The sequence below is a fragment of the Streptomyces sp. NPDC089919 genome, assembly GCF_040684615.1.
In the GTDB taxonomy this organism is placed as follows: Bacteria; Actinomycetota; Actinomycetes; order Streptomycetales; family Streptomycetaceae; genus Streptomyces.
Window position 1 is genome coordinate 1 of the sequence record NZ_JBFBGK010000037.1, and the last position, 24,061, is coordinate 24,061.

Below are 24,061 nucleotides of genomic sequence, written 5' to 3' on the forward strand. Positions count from 1 at the left end.
GGAGCAGCAAGCCCATCCCCACGCCCCGGGACCCTAGCCTCGTGGGCGCGGAGGACCAGCCGTGGGTTTCGGCTGCGCTGGACCAGCCACTGCCGCCTGCCCTGCGCGGGCTCCCTGACGGTCGCCCCCGCACCGCTCCGGGCCCCGGGGGCCCTCCACTGGGCAGTTGCCCCTGGATGCGGGCTCCTCGCGGTGCGGCGGCAGGGCTCAGGCGGTCAGGTCGGGGGCACGCCGGCCGCGCCGGCGGTCCACGACCGCGGGCAGTTTGCCGCTGGTGGCCGTGCGGAGCATCGCGGAGCCGTCGACCGCCTCGACGGTGAAGTCCAGCAGCTTCTCCTCGACCGCCGAGCGCACTTCCGGGTAGGCGGCGAGGAAGGCCCCGCGGGCCGCGGCCGGGTCGGGTGCGTGGGACCGCTCCAACAGGACGGTGAGCGCTTCGCGTTCGGGTCCGCTGGTCAGGACGGCCTGCATCTCGCCGCGGTAGTCGAGGTGTTCCTGTGCGATGGCGACCAGGCGACGCTGGTTGACGAAGTACGTCGCCACCCGCATCACCTCGCCGAGCCGGCCCAGGAGTTCGAAGCGCGGGGCGTGACTGCCGCAGGGGCAGCGGCCCGGCAGGGTGCGGCCCAGGTCGCCGATGACGTACCGGTCGAGGCGCTGGCCGCGGCGGGCCCGGGTGGTGAAGACGAGCCGCCCGGTGGCGCCCGGCTCGACCGGACGGTCCGCCCCGGTCTCGACGATCTCCAGGGTGTGCAGGTCGGCGTGCAGGTGGTGGACGCCGCCGGTGCTGTGGGCGCACTGGTAGCCGAGCGGGCCCAGGTCGGTGCTGCCGTAGGTGACGGAGTGCACCACCTCGATGCCGAACGTCTCGGTGAGGGTGCGCCGTTGCCGCTCGGTGAAGTGCTCGCCGCCGTAGTAGACCTTGCGGAGTCCGCCGTAGGAGCGCAGCAGGTCGGCCTCGGCGTGCAGCAACTGCCAGAGGTAGGAGGGCATTCCGAAGAGGGTGTCCACCTCGTGGGCGACGATGATCTCGGCCACGGCCCGGTGGTCGGGGCCGGCTGCGATCGGCAACTGCACGCCGCCCAGCCGTTCCAGCACGGAGAAGAAGCTGATGAAGCCGCCGTACATGCCGCCGCTGTAGAAGAGGTTGGCGGTGCGGTCCTGCGCGGGGTCGTAGCCGGCCGCGAGCAGGCCCCGGGCGGCGGCCCGCATCTGCGTGTCGTAGTCCTCGTACGTGAAGAGCGACAGGGCGGGGGTGCCGGTGCTGCCGCCGCTGCGGAAGTACAGCTCGGCGTCGCGCCGGTCGACGCCCGCGTTGAGCTCCTGGACGGCGGCCTTGTCGAGGAGCGGACCGGTGGGGCGGGGGACGGCCGGCGGCTGGCCGAGGTCGTCGAGGCAGGCGGTGGTGGCGAAGCGGTCGTCGGCCCGGACGGCCACCCGGCGGCTGTAGCGCTGGAGGGCGTAGACCCCGTCGTGGGGCTCCCCGGCGTAGCCCTCGGTCATGCCCCCGAGGGGCGTGACGCGGGTCGCGCCGGCGGCCAGCACCAGCGCGGCCAGCTCGGCGGTGTCGGTGCGGCCGGCGGCCAGGCCGGCCGTCTGGAGGTAGCGGCGCATCGGGCGCAGCGTCGCCATCAGGCGGTGGCGGGGGAGCGGCTTGACCCAGACGGTGCGGTGCAGCGGGGAGGCGGTGAGGGCGGGACGGATGTCGGCGATGACCCGCCAGCTGCGGTCCGGGGCGGCGAGGACCCGGGTGAGGCCGAGGTGTTCCTCGAGTCGGGCGAGGTGTTCGGTGGTGGTGAGTTCGGCGTACTCAGCCGGGTCGAGATCCTGCGCCGCGGGTGCCGGGCGGGCGGCCAGGGCGGCGGCCAACCGGTCGCAGAAGGCGTGGAGTTCGCCGGTTTCCTCGGTGTCCAGGTAGACCACCTGCGGGTTCGAGCAGGCCTGTTGCTCCAGCACGCAGATGTCGTGGGCCAGGGCTTCGAGGACCGCCGCGTCGGACCAGGCGTCCCGGGTCAGGTACCCGAAGGAGATCTTGTGCCCCCAGGCGACGAGCCGGCAGCCGTCCGGGACGTGTGCGGCGACCCCGGCCACGGCCGACTCGCCGCCCCAGACGGCAACCGCGTCGGCGGGGGCGCACATCAGGCGCAGCCACTCCTGCCGGGCGGAGGGGAAGCGGAGCACGATGATGCGCCGGGCCAGGGCGCCGGTCGGGTCCTGCGCGGCGAGTTCGGCGAGCAGGTGGGCGCCGAACGCGGTGTCGTCGCTGCTGGTCTTGAGGATGTTGACGTTGCCGGTGAGCAGCCCTTCGAGGAGGCTGAGCGGGGCGACGGCGGGTGCGTTGCCGGGGGCGATGTGGGCGACCAGTCCCACCGGCGCCCAGGCCTCGAAGACCGTTTCCCGGGCGTCGGGGCGCTCCAGCCGCTGCGGGGTGGCGCCGCCCAGCTCGCGGCGGAGCTTGCGGGTGAGGGCGCCCCGGTCGAGGAAGTCGGCCAGTTCGGCGTAGAGTTCCGGCCCGCCGTCGGCGGGCAGGTGCGGGTCCAGCCGGTCCCGGACGGGGCCGGCCGGGTCTCGCAGGGCGCGGGCCAGGGAGTCGCAGGCGGCCAGCACGGTCTCGGTGTCCAAGGATTCGGCCAGCACGGCCTCGACCGTGGCGGGCAGCTCGGCGAGTCGCCGGGCCGCCTCCTCGTCGGCGATGAACGCGCCCTGCCAGTAGTGGTGTTCGGCGGTGGCGGTCATGACAGGCCCTTCATCAGTTCGGCGGCGGCCACGGCGCAGCTGCGGTTGCGGCTGACTCCGGCGCGGCCGTGGACGGTGAACCACGGGGTGGCCAGGCCGCAGCCGCACTCCTCCCCGGGGTGGAGGGAGGCGAGGTCGCCCATGAGGACGCTCTGCGCCGGTACGGAGGTGATGTACGGCGACACCAGGTGCAGGTAGCCGGGCTCGCCGTACGGGAGGGGTGCCAGGGTGCGGGTGGAGCGGACGAACACCCGTGACCAGACCGGTGCGTGGAGGCGGTGGCGGGCGCACTCGACGTACGGCACGCAGTGCTCCACGGACCCGAAGGTGTCGCGGATCCGGTCGTCGGGCAGGCCCAGTTGCTCGGTGACGCGGCCGTACAGCTCGTGCTTGCCGATCCGGCGGTCCGCGTACCCCTTCCAGCCGCCGCCCAGGATGATCAGTGAGCCCTCGGGCAGGGTCAGGGGCGGCAGGCCCATGGCCCGTATGCGTTCCAGGGTGAACCAGAGGAAGGCGGGGAAGCCGAGGATGCGGACCGGCAGGCCCTCCTCGGCGTACCGCTGGAGGGCGGCGACCGCGCCGAAGACGTCGAACTCGTGCCCGTTGCCGGTGTTGCGCAGGGCGTACGCGACCTGCCGGGCCGGGGCGAAGTCGCACAGGTAGTTGTCGGTGAACGAGGTGCCCAGCTTGAGGTCCGGCGCGGGCTCGTAGCTGTACAGCAGGTAGTTGACCGGCTGGTCGGGGGTGATCCAGCCGTGGTGGTCGAAGATCCGGGCGACCATGCGCTGGGCGGCCCGGATGGTCCAGGCGTCGAAGAACATCTGGGACTTCTGGCCGGTGGTGCCGGAAGAGGTCAGGTGCAGGTGGACCTGGTCCTCGGGGATGGACAGGGCCGTGTGGCGTTTGAAGAAGTTCGCGTGCACGGGCGGTGCTTGGTACGGGGTGTCGGCGAGGGTGCCGTCCCGGCGGGCGGCGTCCTGGAGGTCGCGGAAGAACGGCGACCGCCGGCGGTGCCAGGCGTTCGTCTCGGCCATGGCCGCGACGAACAGCTCCTCCTGGGCGGGACCCGACGCATAGGGGTCGGTGAGGTCGCACAGCTGCTGGAGCCGGGCGAGGGCGGCGGCGTCGGGGACGTCGACCGGGGCGAGGTGGGGGTTGCTGCTGGTCATGGGGCGGGCTCCGGTGCGGGCAGGTGTGCCGACGCCCAGGCCGACACGTAGGAATCGAGGAAGGGTTGCAGCGGCGGCTCCACGACCAGGCTGCGGAAGTCGACGTGCTCGGCGGCGCGGGACATGACCACGTAGTCGTGGAAGCCGTCCGCCTCCCGGCGCATGGCCGGGTAGACGGCGCCGGCGACGAAGCCCTGGGCGGCGAAGGCAGCCAGCGCGGCGTGGTGGCCGAGGGGCACCAGGGCTTCGACGTAGCCGGCGCCGGCCCGGCCGAGGGCCTTGGTGACCTGCTCCAGGCATCCCTTGGCCGCCGCCGGTTCGGGGTGGGCGGTGACCAACGCGCAGTAGCCGCCGGTGTGGTTGAGGTAGGCGTAGACCTCGAAGGCGCCGTCGGTGGGGGAGAGGAGCACGTTCGGCGCGTGCAGCGGGTAGAACCAGCCGCCGCCGTCGGGGAACCGGGCCTGGAAGCGGCGGCGTACGAAGGCGGGTGCCTCGATCAGTTCGAGGGGCGGCCCCTCGGGCGTCTCCGGGGGCGGTGGCGGAGCCGTCGCCCGGGCGGCCTCGTAGCCGATGCCCAGGCTCGCACCGGTCGTGCGCAGCAGCGGGACGAGGAAGCCGGGTACCTCGGTGACGGGGACCCGGCGCTCCAGCACCCCCGGCGCGTGGCGGGCGTACAGCGCGAGGCTTTCCCGGCTGCCGAGGTCGACGGCGTTGGGCAGGATGCCCAGCGGCCGGAATCCGTGCCGGGCGACGACCCGCTGCGGTCCGGCGCTGACGGTCCGCACGGTGGCGTACACGGAGTCGGTGGTACCGGCGTCCAGCGTGGCGGCGCACAGCGCCTCGGTCAGCCGGCCGGCCAGGCCGGAGCCGCGCTGCTCCGGGTGGACGGCGAGCCCTTCCAGGCGGCCGATGCGGGTGCCGGCCTCGCCGTGCACCGCGGCGGAGCCGACCAGCACGCCGGTGCGCGGGCAGCGGGCGACGAGCCAGCGAGTGTGCGGGTCGCGGATGAGCCGGGCCATCTCGGCGGGGTCGGTGCCCAGCGCGCTGGGGTAACGCGTCCCGTAGACGGCGTAGTAGAGCTGGCGCAGCTCGGCGATGTCACCGAGCCGCGCCTCTTCGATCGGAGTGGTCATCAGGGCCTTCCGGCGGTGGGGAAGTACCCGGGCTCGGCGCCGGGCAGGTGAGCGGGCTCCGCGGCGGGGTGGGACGAGGGCTGGGCCGCGGGGGCGGGGACCTCCGGCGGCTCGGTGACGGGCGCGGGGCCGGTGGGCGCGGGTGCGGTCCCGCCGCGGGCTCGGCGGGAGCCGACGGGCAGCAGGAAGAGGGCGAGGGCGGCGGGTGCCAGGCCCGCCGCCTGGATCAGGCACAGGGTCCGGGCGCTGAGGTGGTCGCCGAGCAGGCCGAAGAGCAGGGAGGCGACCGGGAAGGTCGCGCCGAGGACGGCCTGCATCACGGCGAAGAAGGCGGGTTTGTCGGCGGCCGGGACCAGGCGTTGGAAGAGGGCGACGAAACGCACGCCGATCGCACCGACGCACCAGCCGGTCACCAGCAGCGCGCCCGCGATGGCGGGCAGCGCGGCGACGAAGCCGGGCAGGGCGAGCGCCGCGCCCATGACGCCCAGACAGGCGGCGCCCGCCACCGTGGGCCGGCCGAGCACCCGGGCACCGGTGAAGGAGCCGACGAGGGTGCCCGCCCCGAGGGAGGCCTCCAGGAGGGAGACGGTGGCGCCGTCGCCGTGCAGGACCGTGGCGGTGTACAGCGGCATCACGACGAAGACGGCGGTGGTGAAGAGGTTCGCCGCGGCGAAGCAGAGCAGGATGGCGCGTACCCGGGGCAGCGCGGCCAGGGTCTGGCGCAGGGTCCGCCGGGCTCCGGCGTCGAGCCCGTCCGCCGCCGGGCCGTCCGCCGCGGTGGTGCGGAAGCGGACGGTCGTCAGGAGCGTGGCGGCCGTGCCGTAGGCGGTCATGCAGACGGCGGCGAGGCCGGCCAGGCCCGCGAGGTCCACGACGAGGGCGCCGAGCAGGGCGCCGCCCAGACCGGCGAGGGACTGGGTGGAGAGTTCGAAGCCGGTGGCGGCCTCGACGTCCGCGTCGTCGACGAGCACGGGCACCGAGGTCGTCAGGCAGGGGTCGAAGAAGGCCTGGCAGGTCGTCAGCGCCAGGGCGGCCGCGTAGAGGGCGCCGAGCGGCAGGTCGCCGGTGGCGGCCCAGACGGTGAGGAGCGCCGCCGTGGCCGTGGCGCCGGCGGCCGCCGCGCGCAGCAGCGAGCGCGGCGAACTGCGGGCCACGGCCCGGGCGATGAGCGGGGCCAGGGCCACGGCGGGCACGGTGCTGACGGCCATGAGCAGCCCGGCGGACAGGCTCCCGTCGCCCCCGGCCGCGTGCCCGACGAGCTGCCAGGAGGCGCCCACCTGGAACATCCGGGCGCCGGCCTGGGTGAGCACCTGGCTCGCCCAGGCCTTCCCGAAGTCGTGGTTGCGCAGGACCAGCGGGCGCCGGCGGTCGGGAACCGCCGCCGCGGCGCTCACGCCGTCGGCCGCTCGTCGAGCACGCGGACGAGCTTGCCGGAGCGGTCGTTGACGACGAGGTCGCGGTGCCGGGTCCACTCGACGACCAGCGGGTGGATGTGCCCGGCGTCGGCGTTCTCGGGGTAGAAGGGCCGGGCGGCGTTCAGCGCGGCGACCACGGACCGGGTGAGGGCGTCGAGCACGTCCGGACCGTGCCCGGGGCCCGTCGCCAGGCGCAGCACCAGGCCGTCCCGGCCCGCCCAGCGGCGGACGACCAGCTGGGTGCCCGTGACGAGCCCGTCGGCGTCCGCCGCCGCGACCGCGTTCGTGGCGTCGTCCCAGTACACCGTGACGGGCCCGATGCGGGCGCCCTCCTCGGTGCGGCCCAGGATGCGGAACGGCCCGCCTTCGGTCTCCGTCCACTCGGCCCGGTCGCCCGCGGGGTAGCGGATGACGGGCATCAGGGTGCGGAAGAGCTGGGTGACGACGACCCGGCCGGGGCGGCCCGGCTCGCGGAGAGGTTCGCCGGTGGTCTCGTCCAGGATCTCGACGACGGTGTGCGGGGTGAACGGCCGGTGGGTGCGGGTGTCCGGGCCCGCGACGGGCCGGCCGAGCAGGCCGCCGTCCACGCTGGCGTACCCGAGCGACCGCGGGACGGCGTTCGGGAAGGCCCGCGCCAGCAGGCGGCGCTGGTCGGCGTACAGGGCCTCGCCCCCGAAGAACAGCAGCTTGATCCGGGGGAGCGCGCGGTCCTGGGTCGCCAGGTGCTCGGCGAGCCGGCACAGCGTGGTCGGCGTACCGGCGAGGACGTCGGCCGTGAAGTCCTGGACGGCGGACACCGTCGACTCCAACGGCGCCCCGCCGCCCATCGGCAGGCGTACGTTGGCCACCGGAGCGTGCGCGAGGGCGTCCAGGACGAAGAGGAAGCTCGCGTACAGCTCGCCGGCGTAGAAGAGGTCGACCACCCGGTGTCCGGGCTCCAGGCCCGCGTCCACGAGACCGGCGCCGAAGGCCGTGACGAACTCGCGCCACTCCTCCCGGGTGTAGCAGGAGAAGCGAGGGGTGCCGGTGGTCCCGCCGGTCTTGAACACCACGCCTTCGGCCAGCGGTGCCGTCAGGACCCGGTTGTCGTGCAGGGTGTTGGCGGCCCAGAAGGCCTGGTGGTCCACCACGGGCAGGTCGGCGAGGTCGTTCACCTCGGCTGGCAGGTCCGCGTAGAGCTCGGCGTAGTAGGGGGAGTGCGTGCGGGCGAACTGCACCAGATCGGAGAGCCGTTGAACGGGCATGCGTCTTCACCTCGGGCTTGACGGGTACGGGCGGACGGCCGGAAGGCCGGGCGACGCCCACGGGGGTGGCACCCGGCCTTCCGTCCGGCGTCGCGCTTCCTGCGCGCCGGCCCGGTGGCCCGTCAAGGATTCGACTACACCCATAGGTGAATCGATGGGGAAGTGGCTGAATCGCTTGATGGATTCATCTCTTGATTGGCGCATACGCCTTCGAAAGGCAGGTCGCGTGCGCCATTCTTGCGGAGGTGGAGGGAGTTCTCAAGGCCGTCGGAAACCACCTCTGTGGGCTTTCCGCAGGGGAATTGAAAAGCCGTCATCGTCCTTGTGGGCACGGCCGTGAGGGCTGAAGTTCCGACGGATTTCCGGTGTGCTGGAGATCTCGGATTCCGGGCATCCGGTCACGCGGACGCCTCGTCGCCCGCGAAGTCGGCGCCGGAGTCGTCGACGTACCCGTCGGCGGGAGCGTCATCGGCCACCGCGACCTCGTCCTGGACCGGCTCCTGGTACTCCTGAGCCGGCTCCGACTCCTGGTACTCCGGCGTCGGCTCCGGCTCCTGGTACTCCTGAGCCGGCTCGGACTCCTGGTACTCGGGCTCTGCGGGTGCGGAGTCCTGGTACTCGGCCGTCGCTTCGGCCGAGGGCTCCTCGGCGGGCCTCTCCTCGACGGGCGTTGCCTCGGCCGGGGCCTGCTCGAGCTCGGCGTCGGCCGCGGGCTCCTCGGCCGGAGCCGGCTCGTTGTCTGCCTCGGCACCTTCGGCGGACGGCTGCCCGGTCTCGGCGGCGGTCTGATCGGCCTCGGTTCGGGCCTGCTCGTCGTCGGCCGGGTCGGACCCGGTCTCGCGCTTGGCCCGCCCGCCGTCCGACTCGGTGACGCCGGTCCAGCTGCCGTCCGCACTCTGGTGCAGGGTCTCCCCGGTGTCCCGGTTCCGGAAGGTGGTGTCGTCGAGCCGGTCGTAGTTGCCCAGCCAGCTGTTGAGCCGCCGGTTCCCGTCGGACAGGGAGTAGGAGCGCTGCTCGCTCCCGGAGCTCGCGGCACCCCCGGACTCCGCTGCCCCCGCGGAGTTCCAGGAACTCCCGGACGCACCGGTACTCCCCGATCCGCCGGAACTCCCCGCACTGCCGGAATCCGCGGGTTCCGTGGAACCCGGCGGCTTGACCTGCTCGTACCCGGTCTCACTCATGCGCAGGACCTGACCGGTCCTCGGGTTGGTGAAGTCGTTGCCGCGCCGCTCCCAGCCGGCGGTCAGCCGGGTCCCGTCGGTGAACGACCAGTGCTGCGCCGACCCCTGAGTTCCCTGCGCGCCCAGGGTGCTCTGTGACGACTGGGTCGACTGCGGTCCCTGGGGCCACTGCGATCCCTCAGCCCTCGGAGGTGTCTGGGGCGACGCGGCGGTGGCCCCCTGGGACGACTGCGCGCTGGACCCCTGCCCGCTGCTACCGGCCCCGCCCTGTGGCTGGGGGTAGGTCCGACGCATCAACTCCAGTTCGGCCTCCGAGGGCCCGGTCACCTCCGCAAGGCCGTGGGGGAGGTGCTCGGTGTGCGACTCCGGGGCGCCCGCCATGACGTCGTTGGCTGCCGGCCACTTCGGATGTTCCTGTCCGCCGGCATGCCCCTGCTCGTGTGCCGCCTCGTGCACGGCCTTGGTGCCCCAGTGCCAGTCGGCGTACTCCTCCGCGGTCTTGAGGACCCGCATGGGAACGATCTCGCCGGTGGTCTTCTCGACGTACGTGTTGGGTACCCCGCCGCTGACGATCTGCCCGTAGACCTGCTGTCCGGTCTGCATGTCCGTGCCGACCGCATAGGACTGCCAGGGCCCGGGCCCGCGGAAGGTCGCGCCGAGGTTGATCAGGCCGCTCGTACCGCCGTTGGAGTTCCCGGTTCCGACGTAGTGGACCCGCTCCGTGGAGTCCTCCTGGGTGCCCTCGACGAATATGGGCGTCCCATCGGCCCACGTCCACTGGCTGACCCCCTTGTTGAACGCCTCCCGCGCCTGGGCGCTGATCGCGTTGTCGAAGTAGTAGTGCACCCGCCCGTCCGCTCCGGCCGGCACATGCGCCCCGCCCGGATAGGGCGTGGGCGTGGCCCAACTCGACGCCGCCCCGGCCAGTTGGATGCCACCGGTCACGGCGGCCACGGTGGCCACCGCCGACAGGGCACGCTTCCTGCCCGGGTTCTCCGCGGCACTCTTCACCCGACGGTGCCGCCCGCTCGATTTCACCATCACTCTCCCCTTCACGATCGATGCGCTGGGGACGGGTTGCGCGTGCCGGGGCCCGCCGTACCCGAGCCGGACACGGCGCCCGGGGCGACCCGCCCGGACCAATGGAAGGAGCCTGGCAGCCGGCCGCCGGGGAAGAATCAGCCGAACGGCGGGAGCGGCCCGCTCCGTCCGGTCCTCGGACCGGGCGCGCGCTACGCCTTCGAGATGACGGCGGCCGCCCCGAGTTCACCGCCGCCCCCTCGAACGCCGGCCGGGGTGCGGCCCGGGCGCCGGCCCGGGGACCCGCCCCACCAGGCCGGACGCAGCACCCGTCCGCCAGGCGGAGGACCAGCCGCTCCAAAGGTCGTCGGCCCGGCGCGCCCCACCCGGTCCCGGAGGGGCGGTGGGCGGGCACCGCCGAGCCGCCGGAGCCGTGCGGTGTTAGAACTGGTTCGTGATCCTTAACGGCCGACCCGGGCCGGGCTCGTCGGTGCGGTCCCCCCTGGGCGGCCGCAGCGTCGCCCGGCAGGTCTTCGTGCTCCAGCTGGCGATCGTGGTGCTGCTCGTGGGCGGCGCGCTGCTGGCGCTGGTCCTCCAGTCCCGGCACGACGTCGAGCGGGAGGCGCGCAACCGGTCGGTGGCCGTGGCGCAGACCTTCGCCCACTCCCTGGGCCTCCAGGCGGCGCTGAGGGCACCCGACCCGACCGCGATCCTCCAGCCACTCGCGGAGAAGACCCGCAAGGACGCCGGGGTCGACTTCATCGTGGTCATGGACACAGAGGGCATCCGCTACACCCATCCGTGGCCGGACCGCATCGGGCAGCGGTTCGTCGGCACGATCGGGCCGTCCCTCGCCGGGCGGACGTACACCGAGAGCGCCCACGGGCCCCTCGGGGAGGAGATCCAGGCCGTCGTCCCCGTCACCGCGGTGGACGGCAAGGTCGTGGCCCTGGTCTCGGCCGGGCTGACGGTGGGGAGCATGGCGAGTCTGGTGAACCGGCAGTTCCCGGTCTTCCTGCTGGCGACGGTGTCCGGGCTGGCCGTGGCCACCGCCGGCGCGGCCCTCATCAGCCGCCGGCTGCGCCGCCAGACCCACGGCCTCGGGCCGCAGGAGATGACCCGGATGTACGAGCACCATGACGCGGTGCTGCACTCCGTGCGCGAAGGGGTGCTCATCACCGACGGCGAGCACCGGCTGGTGCTCGCCAACGACGAGGCCAAACGCCTGCTCGGCCTCCCCGAGGACGCCGACGGCCACCACATCGCCGACGTGCCCGGTCTGGACCGGCGGATGGCCGACCTGATGCTGTCCGGCCGGACCGCCACCGACGAGGTGCTGGAGACCGGCGACCGGCTGCTCGTCGTCAACCAGCGGCCCACCAGCCCCGGCGGCCGGGCCGACGGCAGCGTCGCCGTCACCATCCGCGACTCGACGGAGATGCAGGTCCTCAACGGCCGGGCGGAGTCGGCCCGCAAGCGCCTGAAGCTGCTCTACGACGCGGGCGGCGAGATCGGCACCACCCTGGACGTGGTGCGCACCGCCGAGGAGCTGGCCGCCGTGGTGGTCCCCCGCTTCGCCGACTTCGTCACCGTCGACCTGGCCGATCCGGTGCTCGACGGCGGTGAGCCCGGGCCGGAGGACGACATGCGGCGCACCGCGGTCGGCGGCATCCGCCCCTCGCCGCCGTTCTACCCCCGCGGCCGCCTGATCGACTTCCTGCCCTCCACTCCCCAGGCCCGCGGGTACGGCTCCGGAGAGGCGGAGCTGGTGCCCGATCTGACCGCGGCGCCCGGTTGGCACGCCCAGGACCCGCCGCGGGCCGCCGCCATCGTCGAGTACGGCATCCACTCCCTGATCGCGGCCCCGCTGACCGCCCGGGGCGCCGTCCTGGGCGTCGTGAACTTCTGGCGCTCGGAGGAGCCGGCGCCCTTCGACGAGGACGACCGGTCACTGGCCGTCGAACTGGTCGCCCGGGCCGCCGTCAGCATGGACAACGCCCGCCGCTACACCCGCGAGCACACCCTGGCCGTCACGCTCCAGCACAGCCTGCTGCCGCGGGCGCTGCCCGAGCAGAGCGCGGTGGACGTGGCGCACTTCTACCTCCCGGCCCAGTCCGGGGTCGGCGGGGACTGGTTCGACGTCATCCCGCTCTCCGGCAGCCGGGTCGCCCTCGTGGTGGGCGACGTGGTCGGACACGGGCTGCACGCCGCCGCCACGATGGGCCGGCTGCGCACCGCCGTCCACAACTTCGCCTCCCTCGACCTGCCCCCGGACGAGATCCTGGCCCGCCTGGACGACCTGGTGGAGCGGATCGACCACGAGCGCGACGGCAGCGGCGCGGACGGGGACGGCGACCGCAGCCAGGCGGCGATGCTGGGCGCCACCTGCCTGTACGCCGTCTACGACCCGGTCTCGCGGCGCTGCACCATGGCGCGCGCCGGACACCTGCCGCCCCTGGTGGTGGCGCCCGACGGCACTGCGGAGATCGTGGAACTGCCCGCCGGGCCCCCGCTCGGTCTGGGCGGCATGCCCTTCGACAGCGCTGAACTGACCCTCGCCGAGGGCAGCCAGCTCGTCCTCTACACGGACGGGCTGATCGAGCGGCGCAGCCGGGACATCGGCGACGGCCTGGAACTGCTGCGCACGGCGCTGGGCCACCCCGGCCGCGAGCCGGAGGAGAGCTGCCGCGCCGTCCTCGACACCGTCCTGCCCGACAAGCCCGACGACGACGTGGCCCTGCTCGTCGCCCGCACCCGGACCCTGGGTCCGGACCGGGTCGCCGAATGGGAGGTGCCCGACGAGCTGAGCGCCGTCGGGGAGATCCGCAACGACGCGGTGCGCCGGCTGGAGGCCTGGGGGCTGCCGGAGCTGGTCTTCCCGGCGGAGCTGATCCTCAGCGAGCTGATCACCAACGCGCTGCGCTACGGCAGCGCCCCGGTACGGGTCCGGCTGCTGAACGACCAGGGCCTGACCTGCGAGGTGTGGGACGGCAGCAGCACGGCACCGCACCTGCGCTACGCCGCCACCACCGACGAGGGAGGCCGCGGCCTGTTCCTGGTCGCGCGGATGAGCAGCCGCTGGGGCACCCGCTACACCCGCGAGGGCAAGGTGATCTGGGCCCTGCTGGCCCCGCCCGACGCGGAGGGCGCCGCGGACGACGCCGAACCGGACCTCTCGGCCTTCCCCGACCTGTAGGTACCTGCCCCGAGTTGTAGACCGTGCGGCGCGGCGCCCCGGCCCGCGGGGGAGCGGGGCCGGGGCGCCGGACGGCCGCGGGTCAGGAAGGCACCCGGACCGGTTCGGGGGCGGGTCCGGCCCCGGTGGGCGGGAGTTCGGGGCCGGCTGTCGTCCGCTGAGGCTCGCCGTGCCCGTCGTCCTGGAGCGTGGTCTCGTCGAAGGGCAGCCGGCCGCCGAGGACTTCGGCCGCCTTGACCCGGTCGAACTCCTTGGTCCAGGTACCGATCAGTACGGTCGCCACGGCGTTGCCCGCGAAGTTCGTCAGGGCCCGGGCCTCGCTCATGAAGCGGTCGATGCCGACGATCAGGCCGACACCGTCGACCAACTCCGGCCGGTGCGACTGGAGTCCGCCCGCCAGGGTGGCCATGCCCGCGCCGGTGACGCCGGCCGCGCCCTTGGAGGCGATGACCATGAAGGCGAGCAGCGAGATCTGTTCGCCCAGCTTCAGCGGGGTGCCCATGGCCTCGGCCACGAACAGGGAGGCCATGGTCAGGTAGATGGCCGTGCCGTCCAGGTTGAAGGAGTAGCCGGTCGGGACGGTGATGCCGGCCACCGGCTTGGAGACGCCGAGGTGTTCCATCTTCGCGATCAGCCGCGGCAGGGCCGATTCGGAGGAGGAGGTGGACAGGATCAGCAGCAGCTCGCGCCCCAGGTACCTCAGCAGGCTGAAGATGCTGATGCCCGCGACCGTCCGCAGCAGGGTGCCCAGCACCAGGAACACGAAGAGCGCACAGGTCGTGTAGAAGCCGATCATGAGGATGGCGAGGGACTTGAGGGCGTCCAGGCCGGTCGCGCCGACCACGGCCGCCATGGCGCCGAAGGCGCCCACCGGAGCCAGCCACATGATCATCGAGAGCACCCGGAAGACCAGCTTCTGCACGTGTCCGATCCCGCGCAGCAGGGGTTCGCCGGTACGTCCCATGGCCTGGATCGCGAATCCGCACAGCAGCGCCACCAGCAGTGTCTGCAGCACCTCGCCGCTGGTGAAGGCGGACACCAGGGTGGTCGGGATGATGCCCAGCAGGAAGTCCTGGGTCGTCTCCGCCCCGCCGGTCTTCGCCTGTGCCTCGCCGGCGCTGCGGACCGCCTCCGTCAGGTGCAGTCCGCTGCCCGGCTCCAGGAGGTTGCCCACCAGCAGGCCGATGGCCAGCGCCACCGTCGACATGACCAGGAAGTAGCCCAGCGCCAGCCCGCCCACGGCCCCGACCTTGGCGGCCTTGCGGACCGAGCCGACCCCCAGCACGATCGTGCAGAAGATGATCGGCGAGATCATCATCTTGATCAGGCTCACGAAGCCCGTCCCGATCGGCTTCAGCTCGACCGCCACGCCGGGGGCGGCGAGCCCGACCGTGATGCCCAGCACCACCGCGACGATCACGGCCAGGTACAGGTAGTGGGTCCGGTCCTTCCGGGCCTTGGCCGGCCCGGTGGTTTCAGTGGTCTCCCGCTCGACGGCCACGGTGACTCCTTCGGTCGCGTCGCCCACCCGGACGGTCCCGGGGGCTGGAAGTTCCGGCCGACGGGAGGTGTGGAGCCCGTGCTGCCGGGGTAGGGCGACTATCCGCCAGTCGTGTGAGCGCAGTCACGCTTGAGTTCATATCGTTCATTCGCCGGGGCACACTCATCAACGTGGTCCGCATCCCCCGTCTGCGTCCCCGCAGCCTTGCCGGGCAGCTCTTCGCGGTCCAGGCCGTGTTGATCGCCCTGGTCGTGGTGGGGTGCGCGGCGTTCGCGTATGCCACCGCGCGGACCCAGACGGAGGAGGCCGCCCGGCTGCAGGCCTGGGCCGTGGCCCGCTCGGTGGCCGATTCCCCCTCGGTGGTCGCCGCCGCCCGCGGCTCCGACCCCTCGCCCGTGCTCCAGCCCTACGCGGAGCGGGTACGGGTCGACTCCGGGGTCGACTTCGTCACGATCATGAATCCGGCGGGGGTGCGCTGGACCCACCGCGACCCGCAGCAGATCGGCAAGCAGTTCCTCGGCAACACCGGACGGGCCCTGCAGGGCCACACCTTCAGCGAGACCTACACCGGCACCCTCGGCCCCTCGATCCGGGTGGTCACGCCCATCCGGGACGGCAGCCGGATCACCGGACTGGTCGCCGCCGGCGTCACCGTCTCCTCGATCGGCGGCCGGCTCGGCCGCCAACTCGCCGTCCTGGGCTGGGTCGCGGCGGGCGCCCTGCTGCTGGGCGCCGTCGGCACCTACGTGGTCAACACCCGGCTGCGGCGCCACACCCACGGCATGAACTCCGCCGAACTCAGCGGGATGTACGACTACCACGAGGCCACCCTGCACGCCGTCCGCGAGGGCCTGCTCATGCTCGACGGCCGGCGCCGGGTGTCCCTGGTCAACGACGGGGCCCGGGAACTGCTCGGCCTCGGCGACACCGACGTCCAGGGGCTGGAGGTCGCCGAGCTCGGCCTGCCCGACCGATTGACGGAGGTGCTGGAATCGGCCGAACTCCGGGTCGACGAGGTCCACCTCACCGGCGACCGGGTCCTGGTCGTCAACGTCTCGCCGGTGACCAGCGGCGGTCGCCGCGGCTCCGTCGTGACCCTGCGGGACCACACCGAGCTCCAGGCCCTGGCCGGCGAACTCGACCACGAGCGCGGCTTCACGCAGGCGCTGCGCTCCCAGGCCCACGAGGCGGCCAACCGGCTGCACACCGTCGTCTCCCTGGTCGAACTGGGGAGGACCCGGGAGGCGGTGGAGTTCGCCACCGCCGAGCTGCAACTCGCCCAGTCCCTCACCGACCAGGTGGTCACGGCGATGGGCGAGCCGGTGCTGGCCGCACTGCTGCTGGGCAAGACCTCCCAGGCGCACGAACGCGGCGTGGAACTGGTGGTCGCGCCCGGGCCCACCGCCCCGGAGTCCCCCGGCCCGGCCGGGGGCGGCAGCCTGACCGCGGGCCTGCCACCGGCCGCCCTGCCCGTCCGCGACCTGGTCACGGTGCTCGGCAACCTGGTGGACAACGCCGTCGAGGCCGTCGTCGGCATCCCCGGCGCCCGCGTCACCGTCAGCGCCGGCACCGGCGGCGAACCCGCCGAGATGGTGCTCGTGGTGGCCGACAACGGCCCCGGCGTGCCCGAGGGCGCCGACGTCTTCCGGGCCGGCTGGTCGGGCAAGGGGCCCGGGCGCGGGCTGGGCCTGGCCCTGGTCCGGCAGACCGTGCACCGGCACGGCGGGACCGTGACGGTACGCCGCTCCGCCGCGGGCGGCGCCGAGTTCACCGTACGGCTGCCGCTGCGGGAAGGGGCGCCCGCATGAACGAGCCGGACATCCGCGTGCTGGTGGTGGAGGACGACCCGGTCGCGGCCGACGCGCACGCCCTCTACGTCGGCCGGGTACCGGGCTTCACCGTGGCGGGGATCTGCCACACGGTCGCCGAGGCCCGCCAGGAGCTGGAGAACGCCCCGGTCGACCTGCTGCTGCTCGACCTCCACCTGCCCGACGGCCACGGTCTGCGGCTGGCGCGCGGACTGCGGGCGGCCGGGCGCCCCGTGGACGTCATCGTGGTCACCTCAGCCCGCGACCTGACCGTCGTCCGCGAGGGCGTCTCGCTGGGCGTGGTGCAGTACATCCTCAAGCCCTTCGCCTTCCCCGTGCTGCGCGAGCGGCTGCTGAAGTACGCGGAGTACCGCACGGCCGTCGTCGGCGAGGCCGACGGCCAGGAGCAGGTCGACCGCCTCCTGTCCGCCCTGCGGGCACCCCAGCCGCCGGCGCCCCCCAAAGGCCTCAGCGCGCCGACCCTCGAGCGGGTCACCACCCTGCTGCGCGACGCCCCCGACGGGCTCACCGCCACCGTCCTGGCCGAATGCGCCGGTATCTCCCGCATCACGGCCCGGCGGTACCTCGAACACCTCGTCGACAGCGGGCGGGCCGGCCGCCGGCCGCAGTACGGCCACGTCGGCCGCCCCGAGCTGAACTACCAGTGGCTGCCGCAGCGCTGAGCGGGCCAGGCGGCGCCCGGCGCCGTCCGATCGTTATCTGACCGTGCGGGCCGAGCGGACACCAGGATTCCCGAAAAGGCGTCGGGAGAACCCGATAAACCGTCCGGAGAATTGAGGCGTGCACGGAATCGTGAAACTCCGGCTTTCCTTTCCAGGTGGCTGGGATGGCATTAGGGTGAGGCGAAATTCTGCGCCGTCTCGTCGGTTTCCGGCCGCGAATTCATGAGTATCGGGTGACCGATCGGCAGGGGATGCCGTGAACAGTGAAGACATGCGGCTGGTGCGCGCGAACTTCGAGTTGGTCCGCCGCCGCGCGGACCATACGGTGAAGTTCTTCTACGCCACGCTCTTCCGGGACAACCCCGGCGTCCGCACCATGTTCCCCGCGGACCTGGAGGAGCAGCGGGACCGGCTGTTCGCCGCCCTGGGATACGTCGTGACCCACCTCGACGACCCGGCGCTGCCCGCCGTCCTCACCCAGCTCGGGCGCGACCACCGCAAGTTCGAGGTCAGCCGCGGGCAGTACGACGCCGTGGGCGCGAGCCTGATAGCCGCCCTGAAGTTCGCCAGCGGCCACAGCTGGGACGAGCGCACCGAAGCCGCCTGGGCGGCCGCCTACGCCGTGGTCGCCGAGGCCATGCAGCAGGGCGGCGCCCAGTCCGAGACCGCCGGCGAACCGGCCTACTGGGACGCCCTCGTCCTCGACCGCCGCCTGCACGAGGGCCACACGGCCGTCCTCACCGTCCGCCCCGACCGGCCCTACCCCTACGCGGCCGGCCAGTACGCGACGCTGAGCACGCTGCGCCGGCCCCGGGTGTGGCGCCCCTACTCGCTCGGGTGCGCCCCGCGCCGGGACGGCATCGTCGAGTTCCACGTCGCCCGTGCCCCGGGCGGCCTGCTCAGCCCCGTGCTGTGCGACGAGATCAGACCCGGCGACCGGCTGCGGCTGGGGGCGGCCTCCGGGACCACGACACTGGCCGGCCCCGCCGCGCCCGCCGTCACCCTGGTCGCGGCCGGCACCGGCTGGTCCTCGGTCAAGGCACTGCTGGGCGACCTCGTCCGCGCGCAGCCACGCCCCCGGGTCCGCCTGGAGCTGCTGGCCCGGGCCCGGAACCAGTACTACGACCTGGCCTGGATCACCGCGCTGAGCAACCGGCACCCGTGGATCGAGGTCGGCTGGTGGTACCCGCAGCCGTACGAGAGCCAGACCCAGGCCCTGTGGCGGTTCCGCACCGCGATGGCCGCCCGCGGCGACTGGGGCGACCAGCAGGCCTACCTGAGCGGCCCGCCGGCCTTCATCGCGGAGCTGGCCGACCTGCTGCCCCGCTGCGGGCTGCACCCCGATCGCCTGCGGTACGACCCGGTACCCCCGCCGGTGGCGGCCGAACGCACCCCGGTGACCCATGCCGAGCGCCTGCTCGCGCCCCGGCCGGTGGCCTGGATCGACCCGGCGGCCCGGACCGGCCGCAGCCTGCCGGGCCCCGAGCCGGCCCGGCAGGACGCGGCGCCGGCCGGCCGGCCGACGCGTCCAGCGGGCCGGCACCGCTTCTTCGGCCGCTGACCGGGGGAGCCGTGGTTCAGGACGGCCCGCCCCAGGAGTACCGGTGCTCGGGCCGCCCCGCCTCGCCGTACTTCAGGGTGAGCCGCAGCCGCCCGGACTCCTCGAGGAGCTTGAGGTAGCGCTGGGCGGTGGACCGGCTCAGCCCGGCCCGGGTCGCGACCTCCTGGGCCGACAGCGGCTCGGCGGACTCCCGCAGCACCGTGTCGATCAGGTCGGCGGTGGGCGACGAGTGCCCCTTGGGCAGCCTCGCCGGCGTGGCCGACCGGGAGGTCCGCAGCTCGCCGAAGATCCGGTCCACCTGCTCCTGACCGGCCTCGTCGATCCCCTGCAGGCTGCGCCGCAGCGAGGTGTAGGCGTCGAGCTTGGCCTTGAGGCCGGCGAAGGTGAAGGGCTTGATCAGGTACTGGAGCGCGCCGGAGCGCAGCGCGGCCTGCACGGTCGCCGCGTCCCGGGCCGCGGTCACCATGATCACGTCGGCGTGGTGGCCGTGCTGGCGCATCTGGTTGAGGAAGGCCAGGCCGTTCTCGTCGGGCAGGTAGAAGTCCAGCAGCACGAGGTGGACCTCGTGGTCCTCGAGGAAGGCGAGCGCCTGGGCGCAGGTGTGCGCCCGGCCGGCCACCCGGAAGCCGGGCATCTTGCCCACGTACGTGGCGTTGATCTCGGCGACCCGGAAGTCGTCGTCGACCACCAGCACCTCGACGGGGGACGGGCTCATGGTGCCTCCGTGGGACGGTCGGGCCCGAAGGCCCCTGCGCTGAGCGCTTCGGGCAGTACGACGGTGAACTGCGCCCCGCCCCCGGGCCCGGGGGTGACCTCGGCGGTGCCGCCGTGGCGCTCGGCGAGCTGGCGCACGAACGTGAGCCCCAGCCCCTGCCGGTGCGGCCGTCCGGGTGCCTCCCCGGTGGTCCAGCCGGGTGCGAAGACGCGTTCGGAGAGTTCGGGCGGCACGCCGGGGCCGTTGTCCGACACCCGCAGGACCACGGTCGAGGGCTGCTCCACCGCGAGGTCGACCTCGACGAACGGCTGCTCCGGCAGCCGGCGGGCCAGCGCCTCGAAGGCGTTGTCGACGAGGTTGCCGAGGATCGTGACGAGGTCGCTCGGGTCCACCACGCGGTCCGGCAGCCGGCTGTCGGGGGAGAGCCGCAGCTCGATCCGGCGCTCGGCCGCGATGGAGGCCATGCCGACCAGCTGGGCGGCCACCAGCGGGTCCTGGATCTGCCCGGTCACCTGCTCGATGGTCGCGCGCCGGGCGCCGGTGAGCTCGGTGAGGAAGGCCGCCGCCTGGTCGGGGCGGTCGATCTCCAGCAGCCCGAGCAGGGTGTGCATCCGGTTGGCGTGCTCGTGCTCCTGGGCGCGCAGCGCGTCGGTCAGGCCGTGGATGGCGTCGAGCTCGCGCCCCAACTGCTCCACCTCCGTACGGTCCCGCAGGGTGACCACCGCGCCGCCGTCGCGGGTGGGCATCCGGTTGGCGACCAGGATCCGGGCGCCGGTGGGGGCGAGGAGGTCCGCACCGCCGGCCGCCCCGGTGAGGACGCTCCGCAGCCGCCCCGGACCGACGACCTCCTCGAGCGGCCGTCCGGCCGCCTCCGGGCCCAGCCCCAGCAGCCGCTGGGCCTCGTCGTTGACCAGGCGGACGCGGCCGGCGGCGTCGACGGCGAGCACGCCCTCCCGCAGGCCGCCCAGCATCGCCTCCCGCTCGTTCAGCAGGCGGGAGATGTCTTTGAAGGCCAGGTCGTGGGCCCGGCGCAGGATGCGGCGGGAGATCGGCAGCGCGGCCAGGGCGCCGGCGCCGAGGGCGGCGCCCGCGCAGGCCAGCAGGCCGGGGACGGCGGACAGCAGCCGGCTGCGGACGGTGTCGTAGGCGAAGCCCACGCTGACGGCCCCCACGATCCGGCCGTAGGCGTCGAAGACCGGCGCCTTGGCCATGACGGAGGGGCCGAGCGAACTGGTGCCGATCTGCGTCACCTCCTGGCCCGCCAGGACCCGGCTCGCGTCCGTGGCCACCCCCAGGCCGACGTACGAGGGGCTGGGGTGCGACCAGCGGATGCCACTGGTGTCCATGACCACCACGTACAGCGCTCCGGTGGCCTGCCGGATCTGCTCCGCCTCCCGCTGGACCGGGCCGGTACCGCTCGGCACGGAGGTGCGCAGCGTCCGCTCGACCGCCGGGTCCACCGCCACGGCCTTCGCGATGGCCAGTGCCTTGCCCATGGCCTGCTCGTCCAGCTCGCGGCTGAAGGCGGCGATGAACAGCGCGGTGGCGACGCCGACGACGCACGCCGCCAGCGCCAGCTGGATGGCCAGGACCTGGGCGAAGACGCGTCGCGGCCACGGCATGCGCATGAGGCCTCCTTGCCGGGCGGGCGACGTCGTCTCCATTTCGCCACGCCCCGGGCCGGGCCGCCTGCGTGAAGACCCGATCGCGTGAGGCGGCCGGGCCGTGAGCAGAATGAGCAGAATGGCGTTTTGCGGGCACAATCCGGGGCTGTGCGCACAAGGGTTCCGCCGGCCGTGGAATCTTCTAATCTGATGTTCGTGACAGTCAGGTGAATTGCAGCCGCTCCCGTGGCTGCCGGCCCTGTCACCGGCGGCACCTCCGCCGCCATTCCCGCCCTTCGCGAAGCCGAGGGCCGAGGGAATCCCAGTCCCGTGCGCCGTGAGCGCAGGTGAAGGGAGTGCGTCATGCTTTCGTATTACGAGGTCGACGTCCCCATTCGGAGCGCGAGCGGTGCCATCGGCTGGCACGTCTTCGCCGGACGGGCCTCCTGCCGGAGGGACGCGATGCTGCTCGCGAGCCACGCCTACCACCAGGCCGTGGCGGCCAGCCAGGCGGGGCTGAACCTCCCGCAACGCGGCCCGGACGGCTGGGGCGCCCGCGGCTACCGCGCCGGCTGGACGCCGGACTGGTTCGCCGCCCGGACCAGACGGGTGCACCTCTGAACACACGGAAAGTCCCGACAGGCCCGGATCCCGCAGTCGGCGGGCCGGGCCTTTCGGCATTCTCCGTACGGTAGTTGTGGGAAAACGAAGCGGTGGGACATGCCGGAGCCCCGGACCTCCGCCGGTCGGAGGTCGCAGGGCTTCGAGGGTCCGTTCGCAGGTACCGGGGATCAGGGCGCCTGTTCCAGGGACGAGGACGCGAATCCGTCCAGCTCCGCGATGAGCAGGTCACCCACCTCGCACTGCAGCGTGGTGCAGATGATCTCCAGATCGACCAGCTTGATCGAGATGGGCTGACCCGACCACAGACCGGACATCTTGCCCGTCGACATGATCAGGCCGTTCTCCGCGAGACTCTGGTGCAGCTCGGACGCCTTCCAGATTCCGCGCTTCGCGGCGGTCATCCTCAGATTCCACTTCATCGCACCATCCCCAGTGTGTAGAAAATCCACTGTCTTCCATAATTAACGTCGCGATGGCTCATTCATGCAAGCGGTTCCTTTTTCCGAAACGAAAACGCGACGTACTGACGGGTCAACGAATGCCGGACGTGATGCATGTGGCAGGCCGGTGGGATTGACTTTCGGCCGTCCGGTATTCCCGTCGGGCGCCATGAAATCGCCCCGGAGGTCCTGAGACCTCCGGGGCGGCGGCAGGGGCGGCCGCGGCGGTCAGCCGCGCAGGCACCTCGACCTCGCGGCGGGCCAGTCCGGCAGCCAGCCGGCCCGGTAACCGCGAGCACCCCAGCCGTCAGGCCGCCGCGCCGGCACGGGAGTTCCGGCCGCGTGGGCCGCGGCGGCCTGCTCGTAGACCGTGCACACGATCAGCAGGGCCTCGAGGTGGCTGGCGGCCCGGCCGGCGAAGACGTGCCACCCGCCGGCGCCGTCCAGGCTCCGGATGGGCACGTCGATCTCGTAGTACGACAGCATGGCGCACACTCCCTGCACAGGCGCTGGCACAGGAGAAAGAAAGAGAGACGGTCAATCTCTGCGAATGAGGATAGTGCGCGATGTGGGGGAAGACCCTCAAAGGGGGCTCAAATCTTCCTTCGCGGAAATCCTGAAGGTTCTCGCATTTTCGGGAAAGGGCGTAAGGCGCGGCAGGTAGCAATGCGGGAAAAGGAGCTCAGGTCCCGACGGCCACGGCCAGGGAGGCGCGGCCCGGTCCACCGGGGACCGCCTCGCTGACGAAGGCCTCCAGCGCCCGGTCCAGGCCGACGGCCAGGGCCGCCCGGCGCGGCGGGCCGGCCGCCAGCAGGGCGCGCACCGCCGAGACCCGGCTCACCAGACCGGCCACCCGCCGGTCCGGTGCGCACGTCAGCACCGGCTCCAGGACCTCGGCCGCCTCCTCCAGCCGGGCCCCGAGCAGCAGGGCGGCGGCGAGATCGGCCCGGGCCTCCGCCTCGAACCGCGGCACCCGCTGCTCCGGCGGCAGGGCCGCCTGGAGGTCGAGGACGAGCCGGGCGTACGCCATCGACCGGGCGCCGGCGCCGAGGAGGAGGAACGTGGTCCCGTGCGAGCGCGCCAGACGCATCTCGTCGTGCCGGAACTCGCCCGCCGCCCCGTCGTGGAGGTCGTCGCGCAGCACCGGCCCGGCCGCGAGCTCGTCGCAACGGGCCACCGCAGCCAGGGCCCCCGCCTCGTCCCCGAGGCGGGCGCAGGCCCGGGCCTCGACCGAGGCGAGCCGCCGCAGCCCGGCCGTACCGACGCCGGCCAGCCCCGCCCCCGTACGGGCCAGGCGCACCGCCTCCGCGGCGCGGCCCTCCCAGGAGGCCGCCGTCGCCATCGTGCCCAGGGCGAAGGCCTGCAACGGCGTGCAGCGGGCGGCCTCCCCGTACATCGCGGTCGAGCGGGCCAGCCGCGCCGCGGTCTCGACGTGCCCGAGGTCGAAGGCGCTCATGGACAGCAGTGCGGTCGCCTCGCCCACCGCGGTCAGCAGCCGCTCCTTCTGCTGCGCCACGTGGGTGCGGTCCAGCAGGCCCACGGCCCTGGCCCGCAGCTCCCCGGCGCGGGCGCAGGCATCGGCCGGGGCCAGGCCGTTGTAGGTGGCGGCGAGCCGGGCGATGTCGAGGCGGACCTGGTCCAGCGGCTGCTCGGACAGGAGGAGCGAGGCCACCGCGGTCGCGTGGTCCGCCGCCTCGTCCGCGGCCGTGGCGAGCCCGCGCGCCAGGCCCGCCGCCGCCCGCTCCCGTACGTCCGATCCCCCCGCGCCGGTCAGGAGTTCGGCCGTGGGACGCCCGAACATGTGCTCCACGACCTGGGCGAACTTGGCGTTCCCCGGCTTCCCCGAGAGCAGCCTGCGGTACGAGGACTCCGAGATGCTCAGCCCCCGGAACCGCGCGTCCTGGACGTCCTCGGCCAGCCGGTCCGCCGCCCGCGTGAACTCGCGCGCGAAGTCCGGGAAGGTCCATCTCTTCTCGTTGACCAACACCCACAGCAGTGTCCTGGACACGATGCGGTCCCTTCGACGCCCTG

The 24,061-nt window shown here is 73.5% G+C and carries 16 protein-coding genes and 1 pseudogene; 5 read left to right on the plus strand and 12 right to left on the minus strand.

All coding sequences use genetic code 11. The features are described 5' to 3' along the window. Positions 1-207 precede the first annotated feature (207 nt). The 6 genes from AB0O40_RS17160 to AB0O40_RS17185 all read right to left on the minus strand — a co-directional run bounded on the left by AB0O40_RS17160 (position 208) and on the right by AB0O40_RS17185 (position 9,823). Entirely contained in the window at positions 208-2,736 is a 2,529-nt protein-coding gene (locus AB0O40_RS17160; protein WP_365041552.1) for an acyl-CoA reductase, read from the minus strand. Continuing rightward, positions 2,733-3,905 carry an acyl-protein synthase gene (locus AB0O40_RS17165; protein WP_365041555.1) on the minus strand — a complete coding sequence of 391 codons (1,173 nt, stop codon included), beginning with the start codon at positions 3,903-3,905 and terminating at the stop codon, positions 2,733-2,735. Before AB0O40_RS17165 ends, AB0O40_RS17160 begins: the two co-directional genes overlap by 4 nt. Then, positions 3,902-5,038: a GNAT family N-acetyltransferase gene (locus tag AB0O40_RS17170; RefSeq protein ID WP_365041558.1), complete on the minus strand. Its 1,137-nt coding sequence runs from the start codon at positions 5,036-5,038 to the stop codon at positions 3,902-3,904. Before AB0O40_RS17170 ends, AB0O40_RS17165 begins: the two co-directional genes overlap by 4 nt. Then, positions 5,038-6,432, minus strand: coding sequence for an MFS transporter (locus tag AB0O40_RS17175; RefSeq protein ID WP_365041560.1), 1,395 nt, complete (start codon positions 6,430-6,432; stop codon positions 5,038-5,040). Before AB0O40_RS17175 ends, AB0O40_RS17170 begins: the two co-directional genes overlap by 1 nt. Further along, positions 6,429-7,697, minus strand: a complete 1,269-nt coding sequence (locus tag AB0O40_RS17180; protein ID WP_365041563.1) for an AMP-binding protein — start codon at positions 7,695-7,697, stop codon at positions 6,429-6,431. The genes AB0O40_RS17175 and AB0O40_RS17180 overlap by 4 nt, the downstream gene beginning before the upstream one ends. Before the next feature lie 398 nt (positions 7,698-8,095). After that, the gene (locus tag AB0O40_RS17185) at positions 8,096-9,823 is read right to left on the minus strand and encodes a hypothetical protein (RefSeq protein ID WP_365041566.1); all 1,728 of its coding nucleotides are present in this window, start codon (positions 9,821-9,823) and stop codon (positions 8,096-8,098) included. A 565-nt stretch (positions 9,824-10,388) separates the two neighbouring features. Between AB0O40_RS17185 and AB0O40_RS17190 the strand changes: the two genes are divergently transcribed. Further along, on the plus strand, positions 10,389-13,094 hold the full coding sequence (locus AB0O40_RS17190) for a SpoIIE family protein phosphatase (protein WP_365041569.1): 2,706 nt from the start codon (positions 10,389-10,391) through the stop codon (positions 13,092-13,094). Between the two features lie 82 nt (positions 13,095-13,176). Here the strand turns inward: AB0O40_RS17190 and AB0O40_RS17195 are convergent, their stop codons facing one another. Next, positions 13,177-14,595: a cation:dicarboxylase symporter family transporter gene (locus tag AB0O40_RS17195; protein WP_365041571.1), complete on the minus strand. Its 1,419-nt coding sequence runs from the start codon at positions 14,593-14,595 to the stop codon at positions 13,177-13,179. Between the two features lie 170 nt (positions 14,596-14,765). Between AB0O40_RS17195 and AB0O40_RS17200 the strand changes: the two genes are divergently transcribed. From AB0O40_RS17200 to AB0O40_RS17210, 3 genes are all read left to right on the plus strand, one after another. Next, on the plus strand, positions 14,766-16,403 hold the full coding sequence (locus tag AB0O40_RS17200; RefSeq protein WP_365041574.1) for a sensor histidine kinase: 1,638 nt from the start codon (positions 14,766-14,768) through the stop codon (positions 16,401-16,403). Next, positions 16,400-17,086 carry a response regulator gene (locus AB0O40_RS17205; RefSeq protein WP_365041576.1) on the plus strand — a complete coding sequence of 229 codons (687 nt, stop codon included), beginning with the start codon at positions 16,400-16,402 and terminating at the stop codon, positions 17,084-17,086. The genes AB0O40_RS17200 and AB0O40_RS17205 overlap by 4 nt, the downstream gene beginning before the upstream one ends. A 256-nt stretch (positions 17,087-17,342) precedes the next feature. Further along, a complete protein-coding gene (locus AB0O40_RS17210) occupies positions 17,343-18,647 on the plus strand; it encodes a globin domain-containing protein (protein ID WP_365041579.1) in 1,305 nt (434 codons plus the stop codon). Positions 18,648-18,663: 16 nt separating this feature from the next. Here AB0O40_RS17210 and AB0O40_RS17215 read toward each other — a convergent pair whose 3' ends face one another. Together AB0O40_RS17215 and AB0O40_RS17220 are read right to left on the minus strand one after the other, a co-directional pair. Continuing rightward, positions 18,664-19,362, minus strand: coding sequence for a response regulator (locus tag AB0O40_RS17215; protein ID WP_365041582.1), 699 nt, complete (start codon positions 19,360-19,362; stop codon positions 18,664-18,666). After that, positions 19,359-20,990 (minus strand): sensor histidine kinase, encoded by a 1,632-nt coding sequence (locus AB0O40_RS17220; RefSeq protein ID WP_365041585.1) that lies wholly within the window; start codon positions 20,988-20,990, stop codon positions 19,359-19,361. Before AB0O40_RS17220 ends, AB0O40_RS17215 begins: the two co-directional genes overlap by 4 nt. A gap of 339 nt (positions 20,991-21,329) precedes the next feature. Here AB0O40_RS17220 and AB0O40_RS17225 point away from each other — a divergent pair, with 339 nt between their 5' ends. Then, entirely contained in the window at positions 21,330-21,587 is a 258-nt protein-coding gene (locus AB0O40_RS17225; RefSeq protein WP_365041588.1) for a hypothetical protein, read from the plus strand. A gap of 212 nt (positions 21,588-21,799) precedes the next feature. On the opposite strand, the pseudogene AB0O40_RS17230 reads toward AB0O40_RS17225, so the two are convergent. The 3 genes and pseudogenes from AB0O40_RS17230 to AB0O40_RS17240 all read right to left on the minus strand — a co-directional run. Next, positions 21,800-22,009: pseudogene (locus tag AB0O40_RS17230) on the minus strand (helix-turn-helix transcriptional regulator); the annotation flags it as partial. A gap of 249 nt (positions 22,010-22,258) precedes the next feature. After that, the gene (locus AB0O40_RS17235; RefSeq protein WP_365041591.1) at positions 22,259-22,516 is read right to left on the minus strand and encodes a hypothetical protein; all 258 of its coding nucleotides are present in this window, start codon (positions 22,514-22,516) and stop codon (positions 22,259-22,261) included. Between the two features lie 196 nt (positions 22,517-22,712). Continuing rightward, a complete protein-coding gene (locus AB0O40_RS17240) occupies positions 22,713-24,038 on the minus strand; it encodes a DNA-binding protein (protein WP_365041594.1) in 1,326 nt (441 codons plus the stop codon). Positions 24,039-24,061 lie beyond the last annotated feature (23 nt).

Coding starts and splice junctions, on each gene's coding strand:
- AB0O40_RS17160 (WP_365041552.1), bottom strand. CDS start 2,736: ATGACCGCCACCGCCGAACACCACTACTGGCAGGGCGCGTTCATCGCC.
- AB0O40_RS17165 (WP_365041555.1), bottom strand. CDS start 3,905: ATGACCAGCAGCAACCCCCACCTCGCCCCGGTCGACGTCCCCGACGCC.
- AB0O40_RS17170 (WP_365041558.1), bottom strand. CDS start 5,038: ATGACCACTCCGATCGAAGAGGCGCGGCTCGGTGACATCGCCGAGCTG.
- AB0O40_RS17180 (WP_365041563.1), bottom strand. CDS start 7,697: ATGCCCGTTCAACGGCTCTCCGATCTGGTGCAGTTCGCCCGCACGCAC.
- AB0O40_RS17205 (WP_365041576.1), top strand. CDS start 16,400: ATGAACGAGCCGGACATCCGCGTGCTGGTGGTGGAGGACGACCCGGTC.
- AB0O40_RS17215 (WP_365041582.1), bottom strand. CDS start 19,362: ATGAGCCCGTCCCCCGTCGAGGTGCTGGTGGTCGACGACGACTTCCGG.
- AB0O40_RS17220 (WP_365041585.1), bottom strand. CDS start 20,990: ATGCGCATGCCGTGGCCGCGACGCGTCTTCGCCCAGGTCCTGGCCATC.
- AB0O40_RS17225 (WP_365041588.1), top strand. CDS start 21,330: ATGCTTTCGTATTACGAGGTCGACGTCCCCATTCGGAGCGCGAGCGGT.
- AB0O40_RS17235 (WP_365041591.1), bottom strand. CDS start 22,516: ATGCTGTCGTACTACGAGATCGACGTGCCCATCCGGAGCCTGGACGGC.